General features: G+C 36.4%; 17 protein-coding genes. 8 read left to right on the top strand and 9 right to left on the bottom strand.

All coding sequences use genetic code 11. From position 1 onward, the window contains the following. Window positions 1-33 precede the first annotated feature (33 nt). Together metH and metF are read left to right on the top strand one after the other, a co-directional pair. Complete coding sequence (gene metH, locus Q3Y49_RS12310; RefSeq protein ID WP_303268532.1) at window positions 34-3,690, top strand: methionine synthase; 3,657 nt, start codon at window positions 34-36, stop codon at window positions 3,688-3,690. Between the two features lie 74 nt (window positions 3,691-3,764). Then, window positions 3,765-4,718: a methylenetetrahydrofolate reductase [NAD(P)H] gene (metF, locus tag Q3Y49_RS12305; RefSeq protein WP_303268530.1), complete on the top strand. Its 954-nt coding sequence runs from the start codon at window positions 3,765-3,767 to the stop codon at window positions 4,716-4,718. Window positions 4,719-4,876: 158 nt separating this feature from the next. Here metF and Q3Y49_RS12300 read toward each other — a convergent pair whose 3' ends face one another. Continuing rightward, window positions 4,877-7,294, bottom strand: a complete 2,418-nt coding sequence (locus Q3Y49_RS12300) for an alpha-ketoacid dehydrogenase subunit alpha/beta (RefSeq protein WP_303268529.1) — start codon at window positions 7,292-7,294, stop codon at window positions 4,877-4,879. 326 nt (window positions 7,295-7,620) lie between these two features. Here Q3Y49_RS12300 and ald point away from each other — a divergent pair, with 326 nt between their 5' ends. After that, window positions 7,621-8,754 carry an alanine dehydrogenase gene (gene ald, locus Q3Y49_RS12295; RefSeq protein WP_303268527.1) on the top strand — a complete coding sequence of 378 codons (1,134 nt, stop codon included), beginning with the start codon at window positions 7,621-7,623 and terminating at the stop codon, window positions 8,752-8,754. A 127-nt stretch (window positions 8,755-8,881) separates the two neighbouring features. Here ald and Q3Y49_RS12290 read toward each other — a convergent pair whose 3' ends face one another. Continuing rightward, window positions 8,882-9,010, bottom strand: coding sequence for a hypothetical protein (locus Q3Y49_RS12290; protein ID WP_303268525.1), 129 nt, complete (start codon window positions 9,008-9,010; stop codon window positions 8,882-8,884). Window positions 9,011-9,078: 68 nt separating this feature from the next. Here Q3Y49_RS12290 and Q3Y49_RS12285 point away from each other — a divergent pair, with 68 nt between their 5' ends. Then, on the top strand, window positions 9,079-14,241 hold the full coding sequence (locus tag Q3Y49_RS12285) for a T9SS type A sorting domain-containing protein (protein WP_303268524.1): 5,163 nt from the start codon (window positions 9,079-9,081) through the stop codon (window positions 14,239-14,241). A 46-nt stretch (window positions 14,242-14,287) separates the two neighbouring features. Here the strand turns inward: Q3Y49_RS12285 and Q3Y49_RS12280 are convergent, their stop codons facing one another. Then, window positions 14,288-16,648, bottom strand: coding sequence for a TonB-dependent receptor (locus tag Q3Y49_RS12280; RefSeq protein ID WP_303268521.1), 2,361 nt, complete (start codon window positions 16,646-16,648; stop codon window positions 14,288-14,290). 182 nt (window positions 16,649-16,830) lie between these two features. Here Q3Y49_RS12280 and Q3Y49_RS12275 point away from each other — a divergent pair, with 182 nt between their 5' ends. Further along, on the top strand, window positions 16,831-17,745 hold the full coding sequence (locus Q3Y49_RS12275; RefSeq protein ID WP_303268520.1) for a hypothetical protein: 915 nt from the start codon (window positions 16,831-16,833) through the stop codon (window positions 17,743-17,745). On the opposite strand, the gene Q3Y49_RS12270 is transcribed toward Q3Y49_RS12275, so the two are convergent. From Q3Y49_RS12270 to Q3Y49_RS12260, 3 genes are read right to left on the bottom strand one after another with little or no spacing between them, the layout of a single operon-like run. Further along, on the bottom strand, window positions 17,746-18,162 hold the full coding sequence (locus Q3Y49_RS12270; protein ID WP_303268519.1) for a RidA family protein: 417 nt from the start codon (window positions 18,160-18,162) through the stop codon (window positions 17,746-17,748). Beyond that, the gene (locus Q3Y49_RS12265; protein ID WP_303268517.1) at window positions 18,162-18,722 is read right to left on the bottom strand and encodes a DinB family protein; all 561 of its coding nucleotides are present in this window, start codon (window positions 18,720-18,722) and stop codon (window positions 18,162-18,164) included. The genes Q3Y49_RS12270 and Q3Y49_RS12265 overlap by 1 nt, the downstream gene beginning before the upstream one ends. 55 nt (window positions 18,723-18,777) lie before the next feature. Beyond that, window positions 18,778-19,596: an alpha/beta hydrolase gene (locus Q3Y49_RS12260; protein WP_303268515.1), complete on the bottom strand. Its 819-nt coding sequence runs from the start codon at window positions 19,594-19,596 to the stop codon at window positions 18,778-18,780. Between the two features lie 117 nt (window positions 19,597-19,713). On the opposite strand from Q3Y49_RS12260, the gene Q3Y49_RS12255 reads away from it, so the two are divergent. Both Q3Y49_RS12255 and Q3Y49_RS12250 read left to right on the top strand, forming a co-directional pair. After that, window positions 19,714-19,854, top strand: a complete 141-nt coding sequence (locus Q3Y49_RS12255) for a hypothetical protein (RefSeq protein ID WP_303268513.1) — start codon at window positions 19,714-19,716, stop codon at window positions 19,852-19,854. Between the two features lie 398 nt (window positions 19,855-20,252). Next, on the top strand, window positions 20,253-20,948 hold the full coding sequence (locus tag Q3Y49_RS12250) for a cyclase family protein (RefSeq protein ID WP_303268511.1): 696 nt from the start codon (window positions 20,253-20,255) through the stop codon (window positions 20,946-20,948). Between the two features lie 37 nt (window positions 20,949-20,985). Here Q3Y49_RS12250 and Q3Y49_RS12245 read toward each other — a convergent pair whose 3' ends face one another. Further along, window positions 20,986-22,275, bottom strand: a complete 1,290-nt coding sequence (locus Q3Y49_RS12245) for an aminopeptidase P family protein (RefSeq protein ID WP_303268510.1) — start codon at window positions 22,273-22,275, stop codon at window positions 20,986-20,988. A gap of 75 nt (window positions 22,276-22,350) precedes the next feature. Here Q3Y49_RS12245 and Q3Y49_RS12240 point away from each other — a divergent pair, with 75 nt between their 5' ends. Further along, the gene (locus Q3Y49_RS12240; RefSeq protein WP_303268508.1) at window positions 22,351-23,835 is read left to right on the top strand and encodes a S8 family serine peptidase; all 1,485 of its coding nucleotides are present in this window, start codon (window positions 22,351-22,353) and stop codon (window positions 23,833-23,835) included. A gap of 7 nt (window positions 23,836-23,842) precedes the next feature. Here Q3Y49_RS12240 and Q3Y49_RS12235 read toward each other — a convergent pair whose 3' ends face one another. Next, window positions 23,843-24,511: a TlpA family protein disulfide reductase gene (locus Q3Y49_RS12235; RefSeq protein ID WP_303268507.1), complete on the bottom strand. Its 669-nt coding sequence runs from the start codon at window positions 24,509-24,511 to the stop codon at window positions 23,843-23,845. Window positions 24,512-24,587: 76 nt separating this feature from the next. Continuing rightward, window positions 24,588-25,358, bottom strand: coding sequence for an outer membrane beta-barrel protein (locus tag Q3Y49_RS12230; protein ID WP_303268505.1), 771 nt, complete (start codon window positions 25,356-25,358; stop codon window positions 24,588-24,590). Window positions 25,359-25,459 lie beyond the last annotated feature (101 nt).

The following is a 25,459-nucleotide window of genomic DNA, read 5'->3' as shown; positions in this document are numbered from 1 at the left end:
ACTTTCTGGATATAAAAATGATAAATATTCAGAATGAGTCGATTTTCAAAAGATATTTTAAAAGACAGAATTTTAGTGTTGGATGGTGCAATGGGCACCATGATTCAAAACTATAAACTCACGGAAGCTGATTACCGAGGAGAACGTTTTGCTGATTACCCCTCTGATTTAAAAGGTAATAATGACCTGTTGTCCCTTACACAGCCTGACATCATCAAGGATATTCATAGAGCTTACTTAAATGCTGGTGCTGACATCATCGAAACCAATACCTTTAGTGGCACTACCATTGCAATGGCAGACTATGATATGCAGGATTTGGTTTGGGAACTCAATGAGCAGTCAGCAAAAATTGCCAAAGAAGTAACCGAGGAATATTCCGATAAACCAAGATTTGTAGCAGGTTCGATTGGACCAACCAATAGAACTGCGTCCCTATCACCGGATGTAAATCGTCCGGGTTTCAGGGCTATTTCTTTTGATGAATTAAAGATTGCTTATAAACAACAAGCCGAAGCCTTGGCTGTTGGTGGAGTCGATATATTTTTGGTGGAAACTGTTTTTGATACCCTGAATTGTAAGGCTGCATTGATGGCAATTCAAGAACTCAATGATGAAAAAGGTATTGATATTCCAGTTATGGTTTCTGGCACCATTACCGATGCTAGTGGGAGAACGCTTTCCGGACAGACTGTAGGAGCATTCTGGAACAGTATTCGTCATTTCCCTTTGCTAAGTGTAGGTTTTAACTGCGCATTAGGTGCAGACCAGCTAAAAGTCTATTTGCAACAATTGGCTAGAATTTCGGATGTTGCCATTTCTTGTCACCCTAACGCGGGCCTACCTAATGAATTTGGAGAATATGACGAAAGTCCAAGCCAAATGAGCAGTATTATTAAAAGCTATTTCGATGAAGGTTTGGTAAATATCATTGGAGGTTGTTGTGGTACTCAGCCAGAACATATTAAAGCCATTGCTGATTATGCTGCTCAATCTAAACCGCATAAAATAGCACCTCAACAGAAATTGATGCGACTTAGTGGACTAGAGCCATTGTCCATCACGCCTGAACTAAATTTTGTCAATATCGGAGAAAGGACCAATGTATCCGGATCGAAGAAATTTGCTCGATTAATTCGTGAAGAAAAATTTGAAGAGGCAGTGGATATCGCTATTGATCAAGTGGAAGGAGGCGCTCAGATAATAGACATCAATATGGATGACGGTATGCTGGATGCAGTAAATGTCTTGCCGAACTTTGTCAATCTTATTGCCTCAGAACCTGATATAGCACGACTTCCATTTATGATCGATTCTTCTAAGTGGGAAGTGATTGAGGCTGGTTTAAAATGCCTACAAGGAAAAGGAATTGTTAATTCTATTAGTCTGAAAGAAGGCGAAGAAGATTTAATAGCCAAAGCCAAAAAAATTAAGAGTTACGGTGCAGCTGTAGTTGTAATGGCCTTCGATGAAACTGGTCAATCGGATACATTTGATAGAAAAGTCGAGGTTTGCAAGCGCTGTTATGATTTATTAGTAAATGAAGCTCAGTTTCCAGCTGAAGACATCATCTTCGATCCAAATATTCTGACCATCGGAACGGGGATGGAAGAGCATAATAACTATGCAGTAGACTTCATCGAAGCTGTGAAATGGATAAAAGAAAACCTACCTAATGCAAAAACCAGTGGTGGAGTCAGTAATATTTCATTTTCTTTTAGAGGTAACAATGTGGTAAGAGAAGCCATGCATTCAGCATTTTTGTATCACGCGATAAAAGCTGGACTAGATATGGGAATTGTTAATCCTGGCATGCTGGAGGTTTATGATGAAATAGATAAAGAACTATTGGATTACGTTGAGGATTTGCTTTTCAATAGAAGAGCTGATGCTACAGAAAGATTAATGTCCTATGCTGAAAATCTTAAGCCCGGAGAAAAAGCTGAAAAAGCTATGCAGGAATGGAGGAATTTGCATGTTAATAAAAGATTAGAACATGCATTAATAAAAGGTATCACGGAATATATAGAAGAAGATACAGAAGAATGTAGACTTCAGGCAGAGCGTCCGCTTGATGTTATCGAAGGGCCCTTAATGGACGGAATGAATGTAGTAGGTGATCTCTTCGGATCAGGAAAAATGTTCCTCCCACAAGTCGTGAAAAGCGCGAGGGTAATGAAGAAGGCGGTGGCCTACCTGCTACCTTACATAGAAGCAGCAAAAGACCCAAAAGCCAAGAGTGGCAACGGACGTATTTTAATGGCCACGGTAAAAGGTGATGTACATGACATTGGCAAAAACATCGTGTCAGTGGTATTGGCCTGTAATAATTATGAAATTATAGATTTGGGCGTAATGGTGCCTCTTCAAAAAATATTGGAAGAAGCGGAAAAACACCAAGTCGACATCATAGGACTAAGCGGATTGATAACACCTTCTTTGGATGAAATGATTTATGTTGTGGAAGAGATGGAGAAACGAGGACTGAAAACTCCAGTTATGATTGGTGGAGCCACTACCTCTCGTATTCATACTGCGGTTAAAATAAAGCCTAATTATACAGGCCCTGTAATCCATGTCAATGATGCTTCGCGCTCTGTAACAGTAGCTGGCAAACTTTTAGGGAAAGATAAAGACGATTTTTATGCTGAGATAGCAAAAGAATATGAAGAAGCAAAAGCTGGTCATGGCAAAAGAAGTGAAGCCAAGAATTATGTTTGCATAGAAGAAGCTAGAGCCAATAAATACCAAACCGATTGGGAAAACTATAAACCTCATGCTCCTCAAAAAATCGGCAGTGAGGTTTTGCATGATTATGATTTAAAGGAAATAGCCGAATACATTGACTGGACTCCTTTCTTCCAAACCTGGGAAATGAAAGGGCGATACCCAAAAATTCTGAATGACCCTGAGAAAGGTGTTGAAGCTCAAAAGCTATTTGATGACGCTCAACAAATGCTTCAAGATATCATAGACAATAAACAGCTAACTGCAAATGCCATTTTCGGACTCTATCCTGCGCATACAAAGAATCATGATAGCATCGAAGTTTTTGCTGATGCTAAAAAAACTGAAAAGCTAACTGAATTCCATACCCTCAGACAACAAAATAAAAAGGGTGAGAAAAATCCTAATTATGCCTTTTCTGATTTTCTAGCTCCATCTGAAGCCAATTACACAGATTATGTAGGCTGCTTTGCAGTCACCACTGGAATTGGCTTGGATAAAATGACGGCCAGATACGAAGCCGACCATGATGATTACAGTAGCATTATGGCCAAAGCTTTGGCTGATAGATTGGCAGAAGCCTTTGCAGAACTATTGCATAAAAAAGTCAGGACAGAGTATTGGGGCTATGCTAAAGATGAAACCCTAGATAATGAAGGCTTGATTCGAGAGCAATACAAAGGCATTAGGCCGGCTCCTGGTTATCCTGGATGCCCAGATCATACGGAGAAAATCACCTTATTCAATTTGCTTGAGGTAGAAAAAAACACAGGAATCAGCTTAACAGAAAATTTAGCTATGTGGCCTACGGCTTCCGTTAGTGGTTTCTACTTTGGACACCCCGAAAGTCGGTATTTCGGTCTGGGGAAAATTGGAAAGGACCAAGTGGAAGATATTGCCAAACGTAAAAACCAATCATTTGAAGACATAGAACGGTGGCTGAGACCTAATTTAAATTATTGAAAAGTTCCTAGAACCTAGACACTAGATCATAGACTTCGTCTAGACTCTAGGTTCTTGAATCTAAAATCTAGAATATGAAAGTAACTGAACATATAGCAAACGCAAAAAAGACTGTATTCTCTTTTGAGATTTTACCTCCTTTAAAAGGACAGAACATTAAAGCACTGTTTGAGAACATAGAACCTCTAATGGAATTCAAGCCACCTTTTATTGACGTCACCTATCACAGAGAAGAATATGTGTACCGAGACAAAGGAAATGGTTTATTAGAAAAACGGACAACCAGGAAACGTCCTGGGACTGTAGGGATCTGTGCTGCTATTAAAAACAGATTCGATATCGATACTGTTCCGCATATTATCTGCGGTGGATTTAGCAAAGAAGAAACGGAGAATGCATTAATAGATCTTGATTTTTTAGGGATTGATTCTGTTTTGGTTTTACGGGGAGACCCCATAAAATCAGAAAATAAATTTGTACCAGATCCAAATGGTCATGCCTATGCTATTGATTTAATGGAACAAGTGGTAGGCATGAATCACGGGAAATATATTGATGAAGAATTGCAATCTGCAACACCGACTGACTTCTGTATAGGTGTTGCAGGATATCCTGAAAAGCATTTTGAGGCGCCAAGCATGAAATCAGATTTAAAAATCCTGAAACAGAAGGTAGAAAAAGGCGCTGAATATGTGGTTACTCAGATGTTTTTTGATAACCAAAAATACTTTGAATTTGTAAAGCTGTGTAGAGCAGAAGGGATAAATGTCCCCATCATTCCGGGTTTAAAGCCCATAACTTCTTTGAAGCAAATGAGTGCATTACCACGGACTTTCTATTTAGATTTACCAGATACTTTGGTTGATGAATTGGACAAATGCAGAGATAATGCTGCGGCAAAAGAAGTAGGCATAGATTGGTGCATACAACAATCAAAAGAATTGATTGAATTTGGTGCTCCATGCCTTCATTACTACTCTATGGGGAAATCGGATCCTATTTATAGGATTGCAGATGGAGTATTTTAAAGGTCAATTTTTCTAAACTTAAGAAAAACTGTTCTCTGAAAAAGTAAACCTGTCAGGTTTAATCTACTGATATCTGGAAAGAATTGATTGCTCTTTCAGATTTAATATTAAATCAAAAACCTGACAGGTTTATGGTAAAATAAGAATATACCGAATTGTTAGTTATACAATGCAGGAAATTGACCTGGATTGAATTCATGCATCATTTCATAAACTTTGTCAAATACATCTTCCACTTGTGGTTTACTGAAATAATCACCATCAGATGCATAAGCTGGTCTATGTTCATTTGATGTGATAGTTATCGGTTGAGCATCCAAGAATTTATATGCTTTTTGCTCCTCCAATACTTTTTGCATCATATATCCTGTTGCACCTCCAGGAACATCCTCGTCTGCAAAAACGACTCTATTGGTTTTCTTGATGGACTCTACTATGCTGTGGTCAATATCAAAAGGAAGCAATGACTGTACGTCTATTATTTCACAAGAAATACCCTGATCAGCTAACAGACTAGCTGCATCCGTTACGACCCTGCACATTGAACCATAAGTTACAATGGTAACATCTGCCCCTTCTCTAATCACTTCTGGTTGTCCTAATGGTACGGTAAATTCACCCACATTTTCTGGCAGTGACTCTTTTAATCTGTATCCATTCAAACATTCAATAATTAATGCAGGATCATCTGATTGAAGCATAGTATTATAAAAACCAGCCGCTTGTGTCATGTTTCTTGGAACTAAAACATATATCCCACGAATGGAATTTAATATCATACCCATCGGAGAACCCGAATGCCAAACGCCTTCTAATCTATGACCTCTAGTTCGGATAATCAATGGAGATTTTTGACCTCCTTTTGTTCTATATTGTAGGCAAGCCAAATCATCTGATAAAATCTGAATAGCATACAATAAATAATCTAGGTACTGAATTTCAGCGATCGGTCTAAGCCCTCTTAGTGCTGCACCAATTCCCTGCCCGATGATTGTACATTCCCTAATTCCTGTATCCATCACCCTCAATTCGCCATACTTATCCTGCAATCCCGCAAAAGCTTGATTTACATCTCCTATTTTTCCCACATCTTCACCAAATGCAAATACTCTTGGATCTCTAGCCAACGCAGCATCAAAACAAGCTTGCAGTACTTCCCTACCGTCTACTTTCTTAGGATCGTTTGAATATTCAGTCTGAATTACTTCTACATTTAGAGCTGATTCTTCAGACTGGCTATATAAATGAGAGCTATAACGATCATGCCCTTCTTCAGTAACTGCATTTAACCAATTGATTACTTTTTGCTTTGCTTCACCCTCATGGGATATAACCAATCTCAAAGACTTCTTCATCGCCTTGATATTATCCAACCTTAGTGGATTCATGGCAGATTTCAATTCAGCAGCTATTTCTGAAATTTCATTATTCCCAGCTTCTTCTGCCAAATTATTTAGTAGGTCCAGTGCTTCTTTCTGTTGATCTTTTATTTCACCAATAAAAGCTTTCCATGCAGCATCTTTAGCATCTTTTGCAGTTTTTTTAGCTTCATTTTCTATCTCGTCAAGTTCTTTCTCAGATGCTATCTTTTGGTCCAGGATATATTTTCTGAATTGAATCAAACAATCATATTCAGCTTCCCATTCTAATCTCTCTTTTGACTTATATCGTTCATGTGATCCAGAGGTGGAGTGCCCTTGCGGTTGCGTCATTTCCAAAACATGCACCATTGTGGGAACATGTTCTTCACGAGAAATTTTAGCAGCTTTCTGGTAGGTTTCTACCAAAGCTTCGTAATCCCAACCCCGTACCGTTAATATCTCATATCCATTTTTATCTTTGGACCTTTGAAAACCTGCTAAAGCTTCAGAAATACTGCCTTTGGTCGTATGGAATTCCTGCGGAACGCTAATTCCGTAGTGATCATCCCAGATAGAAATTAACATAGGAATCTGTAAAACTCCTGCAGCGTTGATGGATTCGTAAAACATCCCTTCTGAAGTGGAGGCATTTCCTATCGTCCCAAAAGCAACCTCATTACCATTTATAGAATATTGCTCAAATTCCTTCTTATTTAACTCCTTGTTTTCTCTAAATAATTTTGATGCAAAACCTAAACCCACCAATCTTGGCATTTGCGCTGCAGTAGGAGAAACATCAGAAGAACTATTCTTACTTTCTGTTAATTTTGTATACTTCCCAGCTTCATCCAGCATTCTTGTAGCAAAGTGGCCATTCATTAAACGGCCAGCAGAAGCAGGGTCTGCATTTACATCAGTATGCGCATATAGTTGTGCAAAATATTCTTGTATTCCTAACTCTCCGATGGCAAACATAAAAGTTTGATCACGATAATAACCGGATCGAAAGTCTCCATTTTGGAAAGATTTAGCCATAGCTAGTTGTGCTAACTCCTTGCCGTCACCAAATATTCCGAACTTGGCTTTGCCCATGAAAACCTCTTTTCGTCCCATAAGACTAGCATGTCTACTCTCCCATCCTAAACGAAAATCATTTAAAATCTCTTCCTTCGAAATACTAACTTTATTCTTCTTATTGCTTTTGGTGGTTGTCATCAGCTCTCTTTTTATTAAAAATACAGCTCACTTTAAAAGTAAGTTCAACAAAAATAACCAAAATGATGAGGCTTTCAAATCCTAATATACCAGTTAAGCCTAACAAGTGTTTGGAAAGCATATGTCAGGTTATATTTTTGGCTTTTTTCATTCTGTCAAAATAATATTTCACCAAACATTAACGAACTATAGGTAATCAAAATAAAATATTAATTTGATTTAAAATTTATTCAATAAACGCACTTAAAAAACCCTTAGCAAATACAGGAATTTCTATTGTTTGCTTTATATTTGCCCCCATTAGGAAACATTAAAATTATTTTGTTATGATCATTGGGGTACCAAAAGAAATCAAAAACAACGAGAACCGTGTCGCTTTGACACCGGCCGGTACACAGGAGCTGACCAAAAGAGGTCATCAGGTATTCGTACAGGCAACTGCAGGTGAAGGTAGCGGTTTCTTAGATGAAGATTATGTAGCATCAGGTGCTCAAATTTTACCTGACATTCAAAGCACTTATGCGAAAGCTGAGATGATTATGAAGGTAAAAGAGCCTATTGAAGAGGAATATGAATTGATTAAAGAAGATCAGTTAGTATTCACTTATTTCCACTTTGCCGCTTATGAAGATTTGACTAAGGCAATGATCAAAAACAAATCAATTTGTTTGGCCTATGAGACAGTAGAAAAAGCAGACAAAAGTTTGCCCCTTTTGGTACCAATGTCTGAAGTTGCTGGTAGAATGTCTATACAAGAAGGAGCAAAGTACTTAGAAAAACCGTTAAAAGGGAGAGGTATTTTATTAGGTGGAGTACCAGGTGTACGACCAGCAAAAGTGATGATTTTAGGTGGCGGAGTTGTAGGTACTAATGCTGCTAAAATGGCTGCCGGAATGGGTGCTGATGTAACTATAATGGATGTAAACTTACAGCGTTTACGATATTTAGATGATGTAATGCCTGCAAACGTCAATACTTTCATGTCTAGTGAATACAATATTCGTGAAATGCTACATAGAGTGGATCTAATAGTAGGAGCTGTGTTGATCCCAGGTGGAAAAGCACCACATTTAATTACTAGAGATATGTTAAAAGAAATGAGGCCTGGAACAGTACTTGTTGATGTAGCCGTAGATCAAGGTGGATGTATTGAAACTTGTAAGCCAACTACTCACCAAGACCCGACTTATATCATTGATGATGTAGTTCACTATTGTGTGGCTAACATGCCAGGTGCTGTGCCGTACACTTCTACTTTAGCTTTAACAAACGCCACTTTACCTTATGCAATCCAATTGGCAGAAAAGGGCTGGGTAAAAGCTTGTCAGGATAACAGAGATTTAGCATTAGGATTGAACATCATCAAAGGTGATGTAGTATATGATGCGGTTGCGGAAGCCTATGACATAGAACATGTTCCCTTTGAGAAATACTTAGGAAACGTTTGGAATAAAATATAAAAAATAGTCAATATCTATTTTATTTGAGATCCCGTTTGTTTTGGCAAGCGGGATTTTTTTTGCTACTAAAACATCAAGGGATGTAAGCTTTCCGAATATCAACTATAAAAACTGAGGAAGAGAAAGTTTACAAGCAGCATTGAGCTGATAATTCAATACCCTCGTCTTCACCAATAAAATATTCGTCCACAACAACGGTATATCTATCGATTCTCTTCCTAAATCTCCTGTTATCAACCAGATGTATGTTTGCCATAAAATTCACTAAAACTAGAAAATTTCCCAACGTAATTTTGCCATTACTAATAATAATAAATTACAATAATGCGATTTTTTACACTATTTACCCTACTCTTAATTTCAGTGCTAAGCAAAACTACGGCAATAGCACAGAATGTTTCCGATTATCAGTTTGAAGCAAATATTGAAGCTTATCAGGAAATTACTGGTGGTACCGTAATTACAAATAGCAACAATGCTAATGATGTTTTTTACAACAATATCAATATCGGATTTGATTTCACTTTTGGAGGTCAAACCTTTAATCAGATCGGTGTTAGTACCAATGGGTTTGCTAGCTTTTCAAATGGGAATGGAGTTACTTATCCACTTGAAGAAGGATTAGAAAATTCAATAAGTCCGTTCTCTGGGGACCTACATGCTCAGGACAATTCAGAAATTAGGATTAGGACTTTTGGAAGTGCTCCAAATAGAAGAGCAGTGATTCAGTGGAAGAATTATGCATCATACTACTTTAGAAATTTAGGCTTCTTCGGAACTTACACAGCACTAGGCGGCAGTTACAACTTTCAAATTGAATTAAGGGAAAATAATAATGCAATAGCATTCCATTACGGTAACTTCACTCATCCAAATAATTATAATTTTTGGTGGGGCAATCCAAGCGCGAACACAGAAGTCCAAGTTTCAGTAAATTCAGCAATAACGGATTTGCAAAATAGAACTGGGGCAAATTCCAATTGGAATGAAAACAATACATCTAATTCGAATAATAGAAATTCAAAAGTAAGATTAGAACAGGATATTATTCCGTCTAATGGTCTGAAATTTACCTATGTCCCTCAAGATAGTGACCTTGGCATTAATGTTTTTCCTAATGTGGCTGAATTGTGTGCTGACCAGGAATACCTCTATTCTGTAGAATTGGCAAATACTTCTTCCGCTGCTAACTCTAATATCGAGGTAAATTTTGATGTTCCTGCGGGAACTTCGTTTGTATCTGCAAACGCAACTGCTGGAAGCTATAATAAATCCACTGGTATATATACAATAAATAACCTGCCTGGCAATGAAACTGCAGTATTGGAAGTAATTGTAACGGTCAATGCAGGTATGGAGGGAAGCAATATTGCAGCAAATGCAGAAATAATTTCCGCAGATGCCAGCGATCCAGATTTAAGCAATAACACTTCTTCAGTCAATTTATCTGTAGGAAATAATAGTAGTCCACAATTATCCGACTTTAGCAATCAAACTGCTCCATACAATGGAGTATCTGCTCCTATAGCTTTTACAGTTTCAGATATAGAAACTGCGGCTGATGATTTAATTATTTCTGTTAACTCATCGAATCAAACACTACTACCTAATGGGAACATTAGCTTGACTGGCAGTGGTGAAAATAGGGAACTAGTGCTACAACCTTCATTAAATCAGTTTGGTATAGCAACCGTTACAATCGAACTGTCCGATGGTACATGCCCGATCATCAAAACTTTTGAAGTAGAAGTATTCAGACAGATTTTCAATAATTTTGAGGCTGCTAAAATTGTAGTTGGACAACCCGATTTTACTTCCGGCTCAACGACAGCTTCTAACATAGTGGCTCCAGGCTCCAATAGTTCTGCGGTAAGTGTAAAAGGGGTATTGGCTGTAGGTTCGCAAACTACCAATAGAGTCTTAATTTGGAATTCTGTTCCTAGCTCGAATGGTGAACCTGCTGACATAGTGGTCGGTCAATCCAATTTCACTAACAATGTATCAGCTACTAGAAACAATAGATTATGGAACCCGAACGGAGTGGCTTTTAGTCCAGATGGTAATAAACTATTAATTGCTGACTCATATAATAATAGAATATTAATTTTTAATGAAATACCGACCACCAATAATGCTCAAGCAGATGTTGTTATTGGACAAGGTGGTTTTGGCACCAGGGATCCAGGTGCAGGTAGAAATGGATTGAATTATCCTACTGATATTCAAATCACACCTAGTGGTAAAATGATTGTTACTGATAGAGGAAACAATAGAATATTAATTTATAATAAAATACCCACTTCCAATAATGAAGAAGCAGATGTTTTAATTGGTCAGACTGGATGGAATAATACAGGAAGAGGTACTGCTCGTAATAGAATTGGTGATCCTTGGAATACCTCTATATCTCCTGATGGTAAACTACTGATTGCAGAGGATTATAATTATAGAATTCTCGTTTTCAACTCTATTCCTACCACAGATGGAGCTAATGCAGACATAGTGGTGGGTCAAGATGCTTTCAATACGCGAACTAGCGGTGTAAGTGCGACAAAATTTAGTTTCCCAGGGGTTACGGTTTCGCCATCAGGTGTTATGGCTATAGCTGATTTTAATAACCATCGAGCACTAATCTTCAACGAAATACCAACTACCAATGGCGCTAGTGCTGATGTGGTTTTAGGTCAAAGAGATTTTAATGAAGCAATCCGTTTCAATAATGGAAGTGGGGTAACAGGTTCACCCAATGCCAGAAACATGGATACGCCTTATGGTATTAATTTTGATTTAAATGAAAGACTCTATATTAATGGTGCAGGCATGAACCGAATGATGATTTTTGGTGAAACTCCTTCCCAAGTATCAGATTTATCTATCGCTTTTACTTCTGACTCAAACACACCGTGTGTGAATAGTGTGGTTACCTACGAAGTTAGTGTTTACAATAATGGTCCTAATAATGCTACTAATGTCGTGGTAACTTCGGCTCTTCCTTCCGGTTTTACTCCTTCTGAGTCTGATGCACAGAAAGGGACATACAATCAAGAAAGTGGCTTCTGGAGAATTCCTTTAATTGAAAATGGAGAGACTGTCACTTTACAGATGACTGGTACTGTTAACGCTGGCGAAAACTTAAATTCCATTACTGCTTATGCAAGTGTAAGATCATATAATCAAAATGATTCGGACTTCACTAATAATTCAGGAAGTGTAGAAGTAAGTGTGTTGGATAATGAAGCGCCAACCATGAACGAATTTGAAGATGTTATTTTAGACATCAGTACGGCTTCTCCCAACATTAATTTTACCGTAGATGACGCCAATGTTGCTGAAAGTACATTGACAGTATCTGCATCTAGTTCAGATCAGTCACTAGTCAAAGACGAAAATATTACTTTGGGAGGTTCAAATGCCAATAGGTTTATTCAAATAACGCCAGAGAACGGTCAATTTGGTTTAGTAACCATTAGTGTAACAGTAGAAGATGGTACTTGCAGCACTACTCAAACTTTTGAATTATTTGTTGGTAATATTTGGCTAGGAAACACCAGCGTTTGGGACGCTGCTAGCAATTGGTCCGCGGGAATACCAACGGATTTGATTTCAGCTGTTATTCCAAACAATCCATTAGGAGGCAATTTTCCTGTCATAAATGGAACAGCAACTGTGAATAATTTAATTATAAATAGTAATGCACAGATCACAGTAAATGCAGGTAGAAATCTTAATATTCATGGGAATTTCATCAATCGTGGTCCTGAATATACAGGTAATGGTTCTGTAAGTATGGTGGGGAGCGCTACTCAATGGCTGATGGGAAAAGTCAATGGCCTGATCATTAATAACGGCAGTGGCGTCAATTTAGAGGATGATTTATCTACAAATAGACCTATCAATATTCAAAGCGGACAAATGGTGGTGGGAGATAATAGTTTGACGATCAGAAACGCTATAGCAGGAAATCCGCAAAACCTAATTATGGACGGAACATCTTCACTGGTAGTGAGCGGGACTTCAGCAGGAATTTCTATTCCTTCTCACATTACTATTCTTGAGGATTTGCAGCTAGAAAATGGAAGTGGATTAGTTCTAACAAACTCATTGCAAATTATTGATTCCTTGAAACTATATGCAGGAACTTTAACTCTGGGAAGCAACAATTTAGATTTGTTGGGTTATAGCCATTCCATTAATGGTGAAATATCATCCAGTGTGGGAGCTGAACTATCTGTCAATGCTATTGGAAATGCGGGAAAAATCGTATTCGATAATACAGAAAATGTACTAAGCAATTTATCAATTAATGCAACTGGAGGTACTTTTGAAATTGAAAACTCGGTGATTATTAATAATCAATTAAACCTAAATGATGGTAAACTTATCATTTCAAATGGCTTCATCCAGGTCGAAAACACTGCTAGAAATGGGATTCTTGTAAGCGATAATTCTTACATAGTGGGGACTTTAAGAAGATGTGTTGCAACTGGAATCGACTATCAACTACCTGTTGGTTCAGCAGCATATAAACAAGAAGTAAAAATAAATTTCAACAGCATGTCAGAAAGCACTTGTATTGATGTAAGCTTCACTGAAAACAGTAGCGATCCAGATTTTGCAAATATTTCTGGCTTAAATTTGTCAGTAAATGGTAATGCAATTGAACAAGTATTAGATTACGGCTTCTGGACAATTACACCAACAAATTCAGCTGGCACATATAATTACAATATTTCAGTTACATCCCAAGGGCATGTGAACGGAAATGAAACCGGAAATCATATTTTACTAAAAAGAGAGAATTCTGCATCAAGTTGGGAAGTATTAGGTGATTATTCACCTGCAGATGAAAGTGGAAGTTTCACCGACCCAATCACAGTTAGCCGTTCGAATTTAAATGGTTTCAGTGATTTTGCTGTGGGTGCATCCTCAGAAGGAGCTTTGCCTGTGGAGTTCCTTGGTCTTGATATAGAACAAAAACAAACTGGCGTGTTAGTCAAATGGTCCACTGCATCAGAGAAAAATAATTCCCACTTTGAAATTCAAAAATCCTCAAATGGAAAAGATTTTGAAACCATTGGTACAGTAGAAGGCAATGGAAATAGCTCTAACGTAATTGAGTATGATTTCATTGATTATAGTTCTCACGGAAATGTTTCCTATTACAGATTACAGCAATTTGATTATGACGGAAAATCTGAATATTCACCAGTAGTAAAAATTGAATTTGAGTCTAGACTTTTTAACATCAAACTATACCCTAATCCGGCTACGCATCAAATAAATATAAATTTCGAGCAAGAGGTGGGAAATACTTCAATACAAATCATAAATATGAATGGACAAACAGTGAAGAAAAAGAGTTTGGAAGGCGGGAAAAGTATTCAGATGGACATTTCAGATCTAGCCAATGGCTATTATCAAATCATAATATGGTCACAAACTGAGAAAGGCATGGTCTCTAGCAAGTCAAAATTATTAAAGAAATGATGTTGGAAATTAGAAAAGAGCTCAAAATGAGCTCTTTTCTTTTCATTTATTCTGCTTTAAAATTGTAAGAAGCGGTAAATAGCATAATTTGCGTTTCTCTTTTCCTAGTAAAGGTTTGTTGAAACCCGGGCCCAAAATTTTCCCCTCTAAAATTACGAGTGTCAAATAAATCCCTGAAACTGGCACTTAAAGTCAATCTCTTGTCAAAGAAATATCTTTGCAAACTCCCATCTATATAATATCGAGCCAAATCCCTACCTTGGGCCTCTATTTCAGGAGCCATATAATTACCAGTAAATTGTAGGTTAATTCCGAAAGGCAAACTGAAATCGGTGGTAACTTTAGCATACCATGAAAGTCCCCTATTGGGTTCTTCTGCTCCAATGTTGGTACCATCTATCACAGATTGAAAAATAGAATAACTGGCATTTAAATTCCACCAATTGGCAATATCGGTTGTATTAATAAATTCTAATCCATAAAAATCACCAGTATTCAAATTCTGTGGACCGCGGTAGGAAATTCCATCCTCTACTCTCACAATCCAATCAACCTGACCATTAATCCTTCGGTAAAAAGCGTTGGTCGTTAAAGTAAAACCTCCATTTTGATACATATGGCCGAGTTCAAATGAATTGATATATTCCGGCTGTAGATTGGGCTCCCCTACCCTGACATTTAATGAATCCGCAAAATCAGGAAATGGATTCAATCTCCACCCGCTTGGTCTGTCAATCCTTCTTGAATAAGTAGCTTTTAAGGTATTCTTATTATTCAGAAAATAAGCTAATTGAACACTTGGGAAGAAATCCAAATATTGCTGACTGTTAGAAAGATCTTCCTCTGCCACTAAAGATGTATTTACATTGGATAATTCATTTTCTAAAATAGTTTGTTCAGCTCTAAGCCCAACTGCATAATTAAAATTTGGAAGGCTATCTGAATAAATAGCATAAAGCGCATGAATTTGATCCTGATATACAAAGCGATTACTTATACTATCATAAGGATCAATTTGACCTTCACTTCCTACCAGTCCATAGACATAATCATTATCAAACCTTCTAAAAATAGACTTATACCCACTTTCTAACAAACCACTAAGAATTGGCGTAGCGTAATCTACTTGAATTACCGAGGTATTTCTAAATTCATCTGTTGTACTCCCTTCGGTTCTGTTAGGATCACCCTCTTCACTCAGTGTATTGTTGTAGATGGCAATATTTTGATCTTCCACTTGATCTCTAATGGAAACGCTCGCTAATGCTCTGAAAAATTTTTTCTTGTTGTCAAAATCTCTTTCATATATAATGGCATTATCGTAAGTATAATTCTCTTCCGTCTCCGTATTATTTCTAACGTAGCGAGTTAGAAATTCATCGGTACCTAAATTTTGCACAAAAGCACTACTAGATTGGAAATCACTTTCTTCCTCTGTATTGAACACACCTTCAAAGCTTAATTTATTTTGTCCCCAAAAGTAATCGCCTCCATAATTGATGGTATGTTCCCTATCCTCATTTCTACTATTCTGTTCTTGTCTGTAAAGCTCATTGGAACCATTAAAAGTACTTCTTCTTTCCGTTTCTCTGCTGCCCACTCTTGGCCATTGCCTAAAGCTATAGCCACCGTATATCGCAAATTTGGTGGTCCTTCGTGCCAAATTAACATTTGCATTTGTACGCATTCTGGTTCCCATGGTAAGTTCTGCTCTTGCAGTGGTCCCTAAATCTTCGCCTCTTTTCAATTTAATGTTAATAACACCGCCATCTGAAGACGCATCATATTTTGCATTTGGATTATTTATTATTTCTACTTCTTCAATTGCGCTGGCAGGAATCTGTTCTAAATCTGTCGCTAATGCTGAATTCCGTCCATCAATTAGGACATTTGTACTACCACTACCTCTTAAGGATACACTTCCATCATCTGAAACATTAACTGATGGCGTATTTCTCAAGATATCCAATAGAGTTCCTCCTACGTTGGCAATGGTTTGATCGGGCTTTATCGTCATACCCTCCATAGTGGCTAGAACAGGAGTTTTTCTTTCATTTCCACTTACTACAACCTCCTCCATGATCTCTTCTTTTACTGAAAGACCTATCTCCCCTAAATCCAAACCACTTTCCGAGATTTGGACTTGATCTTCATAGTCTTCATAGCCTACAAAGGAGATTACCATCCTATAACTCCCAGTCTCTATTGGGATATTAAAGCTACCATCTTCTGAGGTAGTAGCTCCAGTTACAGGAGTATTACTATTTTCTTGATAAAAAGCTACCTGAGCAAAAGGAATAACTTTACCTGAATCTGGATCGGAAACCACTCCTTCAACTATCGCATTTTGACAAAAAACTGGATTTACAAATATTAAGGTTACTACTAAAATTAAAGTATACTTCATTGAAATTTTCTCTGTCGGTACACATATTTCAACTGCGCACAGGTCTAAAAGTTTAATTATAACGACCTATTTTAAAAAATCAACAGATTCCAAAAGGCATAAGGGGACAAAATAATTTCAGATCAAATGATGAATTTTAAACGATTAGTCAGTTTTGTAGTTACTTCAAAATACATTAAAAAATGGGTAGCAATATTTCTACGTTCTGGGAGAACCTATATGAGCGACTACTTTCAGAAAAAATGAAAGAGAGAAGCGAAAAGGTCATTATAGTAATTGCTATCGCTGGATTTTTTATTCATCTCATCTTAATCATATTAAATAAACTAGAAATATTTGAATCTTCCTATTCAAGTAGTCTTTTAGATAATCCGATAGCAGCTATCTATACGCCTTTCTCTTTTATTCTTGTTTATGAGGTTTATCTGTTAGTCTATTTCCTCCCTAAATCAATTACGATTTATATTGGTAAACAATATGAAATAATTTTGCTGGTTTTAATTCGAAGACTATTTAAGGATTTAGCACAATTAGATTTAGAAAGTAGTTGGTTTAGCAGTAAAGATGATTTACAGTTCACCTACGACATTGGGGCTTCTCTAATAATTTTTGGATTAATATTCATTTTCTATTATCTAAACAGTAAAAGAACTTCCGCCCAAAAAGGAGAGCTCTCAAAAAGAGAGCAAACTCAAAGATTCATTGAAACCAAGAAAAGATTTTCAGTCCTTTTAATTCCTGTCTTATTGGGATTAGCAGTTTACAGCTTTGGAGATTATTTCTATGAAGTATTTTTCTCCGCTTCGCATCGGATTGATTCTATTAAAAACACGAATAATATTTTCTTTGATGAGTTTTTTACTATTCTGATTTTAAGCGATGTACTGTTATTGCTGATTTCCTACACGCATACATCGAGTTTTAGATCCGTGATTAGAAATTCAGGCTTTGTGATTTCTACCATTTTGATCAAAATATCCTTTAGTACAGATGGAATATTAAATGATATTTTGGTGGTTTCAGCGATCACATTTGGAGTTGTCATCCTCTGGATTCACAATTTATATGAAAAAATTGAAGTCCCCAGTGATACATAATCACAACTCAGCCACACACTTTAGTTCAATCGCAATTGGCGTTGGTAAAGCGTTTACCTCCACTGTAGTTCGACAAGGTTGAATATCTTTAAAGTAATCAGCATAAACCCTATTGAAAGTGGAAAAGTCATCTTTCATATTGGTCAAAAATACCTGTACATCCACCAACTTATCCCAACTACTGCCACAATCTTCCAATATCATTCTTACATTGTCAAAAACAGATTTACATTGCACTTCAATATCGTAGGAAACAATATCTCCATCGCTGCTTAGCTCCACACCTGGAATCGACTTACTATCCTTTTTCCTGGGCCCAACTCCTGACAAAAATAGCAAATTACCTACTTTGCGTGCATGAGGATATAAGCCTACAGGTAATGGTGCTCGGTCTGACTTTCTGATATTATCTTCCATTATGCTACGGATTTATGAAACTGTGATTTAACTCGCTTTCCTTGATTTATATGCCTTTTTGTATGACGCATCATAATGTAAAGTTGCTCACCTACATTGAAACGCAATAATTTACTCAAAGGACTGTAGGTTGGAACGTGTTGATGATCGTATGCACATGCCTTCAAAGCTAAGCCTATTATTTCTTCCTGCAAGTCTAAAAAATCTTGCAGAGTTTCTTTGCCATTTCTTACTTTATTTTCCTTGGTTGGCTTAAATATTCTGGGAGCAGGCACCTTCCATTTATACTTCGGGTCAACAGCATACAAAAACAACTTACCTGTGACCGAGAAACGAACAGGATATTCTATGGTCTTGATCTCTGCCTTTTGAAGCCGCTTTTCGATGTCTTTAATATAGGTTGAATTGGCGATAATAATATGCTTTAGACACTCTGCAATAGACCATTTATCCGCAGCAGGTTTCCATATTAATTCCTCCGCACTCAAATTTTCAAACTCTTGTCTAGTAGTTTCTTGGATTTCCTTTAAATCTTTAATGACATCTTTTAACCAAATCATAATTTCTAATCGGAATTGTTGCGGAAAGGTTGAGGGAAATTCGGTGTTTTTTATTTCAGCCTATCTGCCTTATAAAAAAATCGATTTGAGAGCAGTACCACCCTCCAAAACCACTCCTCTTAATTTCATGCTGAAAACCCATTAAATGCCCACCATTATAAAACGAAATTGCAGGTACAAAACTAAATTCGTCCTTTTTGGAAAGAGCATCTTTTGCTGTGGTAAGTTCATCCTGTCTGCCTGCAAAAAGCATGATTGGAATATCAATGGATTTCCATTTCAAAACATACTCCTCTGTTTTAATAGGTGAAAAAGCTTGTTTATCTTTTTGAGATTTTAATCGCTGTATATGCTCACGAGGACTAAAAACAAAAGCATCATAGATCACAAAATCTATATCATCTTTAATGCCATCATAAGCATAAGTTGTGACCATCGTACCCATTGACAATGCCCAAATACCAAGACCTTTATTTGTAAATCGCTTTTTTGCAAAATTTACTACCGCCTCTAAATCTTTAGAGAATTCAATATGAAATAAATAATTTAGCTCAATTTCAAAATCAGAGCTTTTCCCAAAGCCCCTATAATCAAAAGTAATTACTGTATATCCTAGATTAGATAAAATAGAAGCGTGATACACGAAATAGGACATATTTCCAGCATCTGGATATGCTAAAATCAGGACCTCACCTTTCTCATTATCAGGATTAGGAGCATAAATCCAAGTATTCAAATCATAACCGTCTTCAGTAGTGACTTTTAATTCTTCATAATCCCAATTAATGGAATCAGGCGTTAAAGTATATTCTCTATCAGGATCAATGGCTAGTAGGTTAAACGGGAGGAAAAGGAGGAATAGAATTATTTTCATAATTAAAAGATATCTTTTGAATGAAACTACAATAAATTTAGTGATTTTAAACAATAAAAGTAATAGAATAAATTGAGCAAAATTTCGTAAATTCAAGCTATAAAATGAATAAAAGTTATGGGGACAATCGAATTAAAATCAAATCTTCATAAAATTGTTGAAAGTATCGATAACGAGCAATTATTACAAACTATTTACGATTTTCTGAAACAAAGTGAGAACTCTAAAGAAGGTCAATTTTGGAAAACATTGACATAAAATCAAAAAAAAGAAATTTACTTATCACATGAGGAATCCCAAGACAGCAAAAAATTAATTGCGAAAAAGTGAAGAAAAAAAATTAATGGAAGTTTACGTTACCCCATGAGCTGAAAAGGATTTTGACTCTGTAGTAGAATATTTAAAATTAGAATGGGGTAAAAATACTGTAAAAGAATTTGTTCATAAAGTAGATGAAACCCTTAAATTAGTCAAAAGCTTCCCATCAAATGGACAAAAATAAATGATATCAGGGGTTTACAATTAACTTCACAGACCAGAATATTTTACCGGATAAAAGAATCCAAAATTATTATTCTTTCCTGTTTTGACGTTAGACAAGACCCAGAAAAAAAATTATAAAATCTTTCTTAAGAATATTTTAATAGTAGTATTTAATGGCCGAAATCATCGACTTAAGCCAAGACATTTATGAGGGGATGCCGGTTTTTAAAGACCTTCCTCAGGTTAAAATGGAAATCCATAATTCACATGAAGAATGGGCTGGCATTAAAAACCCAAATAAAAGAACTCCTGCTGTTCATAAATTAGAACTTGGGGAGCATACAGGCACTCATGTTGATGCCATCAATCACATGGCTCAGCAATATGAAGGGCAATCTATTGATAAAATGCCCCTATCAATGTTTTACACAGAAGGGATTTGCTTAGACTTCTCACACAAAAACTTAGCTGAACTCATAGAACCTCATGAAGTTGAATTGGCTTGTAAAAAAGCTAATATTGAAATAAAAAAACATGATACGATTCTCCTTTATACTGATCATTACAGAAAACATTTCAATAAAAAAGATTGGGGAAATGGTCCTGGTATTTCTACTGAAACAGCCCGTTGGCTAGGAAAGCAAAAAATTTCAGCTTTTGGAGTGGAAACTACGTCACCCGGGGTTCGAAAAGTATCCAACAAAGAAGTACATCATATTTGTGGCGAGCTAGGCTTTACTCATTATGAAAACATGATCAATCTGCATAAATTAATTGGGAGAGGAAGATTTCGTTTTATCGCCTTCCCTTTAAAAATTCGAGGTGGAACGGGTTCTCCTGTTAGGGCTGTAGCTATTTTCGAACAATAAAAAAGCGATGATTCCATAACCATCGCTTTCCCATTTTTTAGCTATTCATAATTTCTTCAATCTCATCAATTTCAATAGGAATATTTCCCATCATATCATGATGACCATCTTTAGTGATGACTACGTCATTTTCTAAACGTACACCTATCCCTTCATTTTGAATATATATCCCGGGCTCAATGGTGAAAACCATATTCGGCTCAAATTTTCGATAAATATTGCCTACATCATGAACATCCAATCCGATGTGGTGAGAAGTACCGTGCATGAAATATTTTTTATAAGCAGGATTAGCTGGATCTTGATTTTTGATATCTGTTTTATCCAATAAGCCCAAGCCTAACAACTCACTTTCCATCAACTTCCCAACTTCCTTATGGTATTCTGGGATTCGGTTTCCTGGAGTCAAGATTTTGTAACATTCTTTCATCACCCTTAAGACTGCATTATAGACATCCTTTTGTCTCTGGGTATATTTGCCATTCACAGGAATTGCACGAGTCATGTCAGCATTATAATTCCCATACTCAGCTCCTACATCCATTAGTAGCAATTCCCCATCTTTGCAAACATCTTTGTTCTCAATATAATGCAGTACACATGCATTTGCTCCAGAAGCTACAATAGGCGTATAAGCAAAGCCTTTGGAGCCCTGTCTAACAAATTCATGTAAAACTTCAGCCTCCACTTCATATTCTTTCAAACCTGGCTTTACAAATTTCAATGTTCTACGAAAAGCATCTTCAGTTATTTTACAAGCACGTTCCATTTGACTAATTTCCAAAGGATCTTTTATTGCTCTCAGATCATACAGAATTGGAGCTGCTTTCCTATACTGATGAGCAGGATATCGATCTTGCAACCATTTAATAAATCGCATATCTCGGGTTTCTACCGGTGTGGCATTTCTAATATGCTCATTAGTGTTGATAAATACTTGCTCGGCTTCGGCCATCAAAGTATTGAATACTGTTTCAAATTGTGACAACCACATAACAGTTGGAATTCCTGAAGCTGCCGTTGCCTCCTCTTTTGTATATTTATGTCCTTCCCAAACGGCAATATGCTCATTGGTTTCAGTTACAAATAATATTTCTCTCCAGCTGTCATTATCAAAATCAGGAAATAAAACCAAAATACTTTCTTCCTGGTCGATTCCAGTAAGGTAAAACAAATCGCTGTTTTGCCAGAAGGTCATAGTACCGTCTGCATTCAGTGGCATTACGTCATTAGAATTGAAAACTGCTAGAGAACGAGCTGGCATTTGCTTCATGAAATTCTTGCGGTTCTTTACATAAAGAGATGAATCTAAAGTTTGGTATCTCATAAATCTAATTTTTATTTCAAATTAATCGTTAAAGCTTCGTAAATTTCAAATTTACATTTTATTATTTCTTCCAACATGTTAAAACAGGCTTTTTTCAAGACTATCTTCTTCTTATTTCCGTTTTATTTGTTTTCAGTCGCGGTTTTATCCCAGCAGAAGTATTGGATGGAATTTGATTTTGGAGAAATTGATAGTCAAAACACACAAATTTCCCAGTTACAAGAGAGCCTTAAAAAGATGCATGGGGATAAAATCAAATTCCACTATCAATCCAAATGGCACCCTGTAGTCAGTATTTCTATTGAAGAGGATTTAATTGAAAAATTGGAATCCCATCAGCAGGTTAGAAGTATTTGGTTGCAAAATCAATTGCAGCAGCTTTCACTGCATAGTCCAACACCAATTGAATATTCTTATGCATTAGAACAAATGAAGGCCCAGTATTTAACAGATAGTATGGGCCTAAGTGGAAATAACATTAAAATTGGGGTCATAGATGGTGGTTTTATGGATGCAAATGTAGAACCTTCTTTAAAACATTTGGTTGAAAAAGACCAAATCAAGTTTTTTCAAGACTATTTATTAAAAGGAAATAAAGATCCATTCTATGGAAAAAGGATTTCGCAAGATGACCACGGTACACAAGTCTTAAGAATGATCGTGGGCTCTGATCATGGGACGTCAATTAAATATGGTATGGCGGAAAATGCCGAGCTGTATTTGGCAAGAACAGATCATGGGATCAGGGAAAGAAGATTGGAAGAAGATTACTGGGTGGCGGCACTTGAGTTGTTTTACGACATGGGCATTCGACTAGTAAATTCTTCTTTGGGGTATACTGATAGTTACGACAAAAGAAAAGAAAACCATAGCAAGAAAGAAGTCAATGGAAGAAGCAGTATGATTACCAAAACCGCACAAGTAGCTGCAGAGAAAGGAATGTTGATTGTAAGTGCTGCAGGAAATGACGGTCACAATAAATGGGAAATTCTATCCCTTCCTTCTGATGCAAAAGATGTATTAACTGTTGGAGCAGTCCGCTATGATGATTGGTCCAAAATCTACTATTCCTCTATTGGGCCCGAAAAATTGAATTATGTGAAACCGGATGTGGCTTGCTTTGCTGCTAATGGTACTTCATTCTCAGCACCTGTGATTACTGGTTTAGCCGCCTGTATTTGGGAGTATGACACTACTCTAACAAATTTGGAAGTAATAAATATTATTCAAAAAAGTAGCCACTTAGCAGAAAACCCAAATAATTTTATTGGCTATGGAGTTCCAGATAGTAAGAAGATTTTATCCCTGTTATATCAAGAAAAGCAAAAATCAATAGCTAAATCGACCACCGCTACTCAGGATTATATTGAAATCGAAATTCCAGCAAACACTGAATCACTTGTATTATATCATAAAAAGGATCATGTAAATGTGATAGAGCAGCAATCTATCAAAATTAAGGACGGCCAAACTTTAGTGAGAATTAAAAAACCAGAAAAAGCTAAGTACACTTCAATCGTAGCGCAAGATCAGTTTAATCTGGAAGTGGAATGGAAATAATCCTAAATTATTCAGAAATCAATTTATCTAGCACTCGGCTTAATCTCATCATATTAGCTTCGTGAACTTCTTCAAGAGTTATGGTCTTCCCTCCATAAGTTCCTGCTCTGGGTGCACCCAATAAAACGTTTTGAATTTTGCCATTCGAACTAATACTGATAGTAGCAGGAAAAGGAAACACACTCTGAAATTCACCTACCTCTAGTTTAATAAATCCACTAGCATTGACTTCTCGTTCTGACGGTATTACATGAATGTTGGAGTTAAATTTTTTGGCGTATTCCTTTAATTTATCTGGTGTATCATGAGCCACCACTACAAATCGAACTTGAGGATAGTCTTCGGAGAGTTTATTCAAAGCTGGAATAGAACTTATACATGGTGCACACCATGAGGCAAAAGACTCTAATAGAACAGGTTTTGAATCTTCTAATAAATTTACATTACTTCCATAATAATCCTGAAATTTGTAGTTTCCAATCTGAGCTCCCACCAGAGAATCTCTAAAATTATTCAATTCATAATATTGAACTTCTTCTTGAAAATTAGTTCCGTATTTAGTTTTTAGTGAGGTAGCAAAGCCTTCAATTTTTTCTTTGTATTCGTTCTTCTTAGGTCCTGAACAATTTGAAAAAACGATAAAAACTATAGTGAAAAAGTAGATACCTGCCCTCATGAAATTTTAGAATTACATAATAAAAAAAGCATCTAAAATTAATTAGATGCTCTTCAAGAAATCAATTATTTCAATATTAGAATAAATTAAAGCTTAAACCAAACCTAAATGGGGCAGTTTGAGTTGCTACTGGTACTTCTGCATTATTTAATGGCCCTCTACCAGGGTTAAATAGTTCAGAAAAGTCATATTCAAAATGAGCACCAAATCCCGCAATACCAATTCGGAAATGAGCTCCATATCTAAATTGATTCAATTCGAAATTTTCTTTTTGCTTAATTTTCTTCGTTTGCTCATTCTCTACATACTTAATTTTAGTCTTCCCATTAATTAAGTAGCCAATACTACCTCCAGCAGCCAAAAACAGTCCGCCATTATCTACTTTATTTTTATTGAAATAATATCTAAACTCAAGTGGAATATTAACATAGTTTGCTTCAAATTTAGATTTCTCAACAAAGCCATTTTCTCCTACAAGGTCTTCTCCTATGGTCTGCAATCTCACATTTCTTAATTCATCTGTTCCAGAAACAACTGCCAACGTAGTGGAATCGCCATCGAAGGCGAACTTATCAAAAGAAAAGTTGAAGCCAGCATTAAAACTAAAGTTAGAATTAGCTATTTGAACAGGATACATATATCCAATTTTGAAAGAATTATTTCCAACAGTTCTGAGATTTAAATCATCCACATCATTGTTGTAAAGCATATTTAATCCAAACGACAAGGTTAAATCTCCTTTTAAATTAGGTCGAGGTCCAAAGCTGTTTTTCTCTTGCAAATTTTGAGCTTGAACAGAAACTTTAAAAGTTAGGATTATTAGAGCTGAAATAAATAGTTTTTTCATCAGTATTTTTTTGATTTTTACTTTCGAACAACAAAGATAGCGTTTTATACAGAGGATAAATAAATAAATCCTTTTTCTTATAAGATTTTATTAATTACCTT

The organism is Marivirga harenae (assembly GCF_030534335.1).
Taxonomy (GTDB): Bacteria; Bacteroidota; Bacteroidia; order Cytophagales; family Cyclobacteriaceae; genus Marivirga; species Marivirga harenae.
This window is presented reverse-complemented; position numbering and strand designations above follow the sequence as displayed.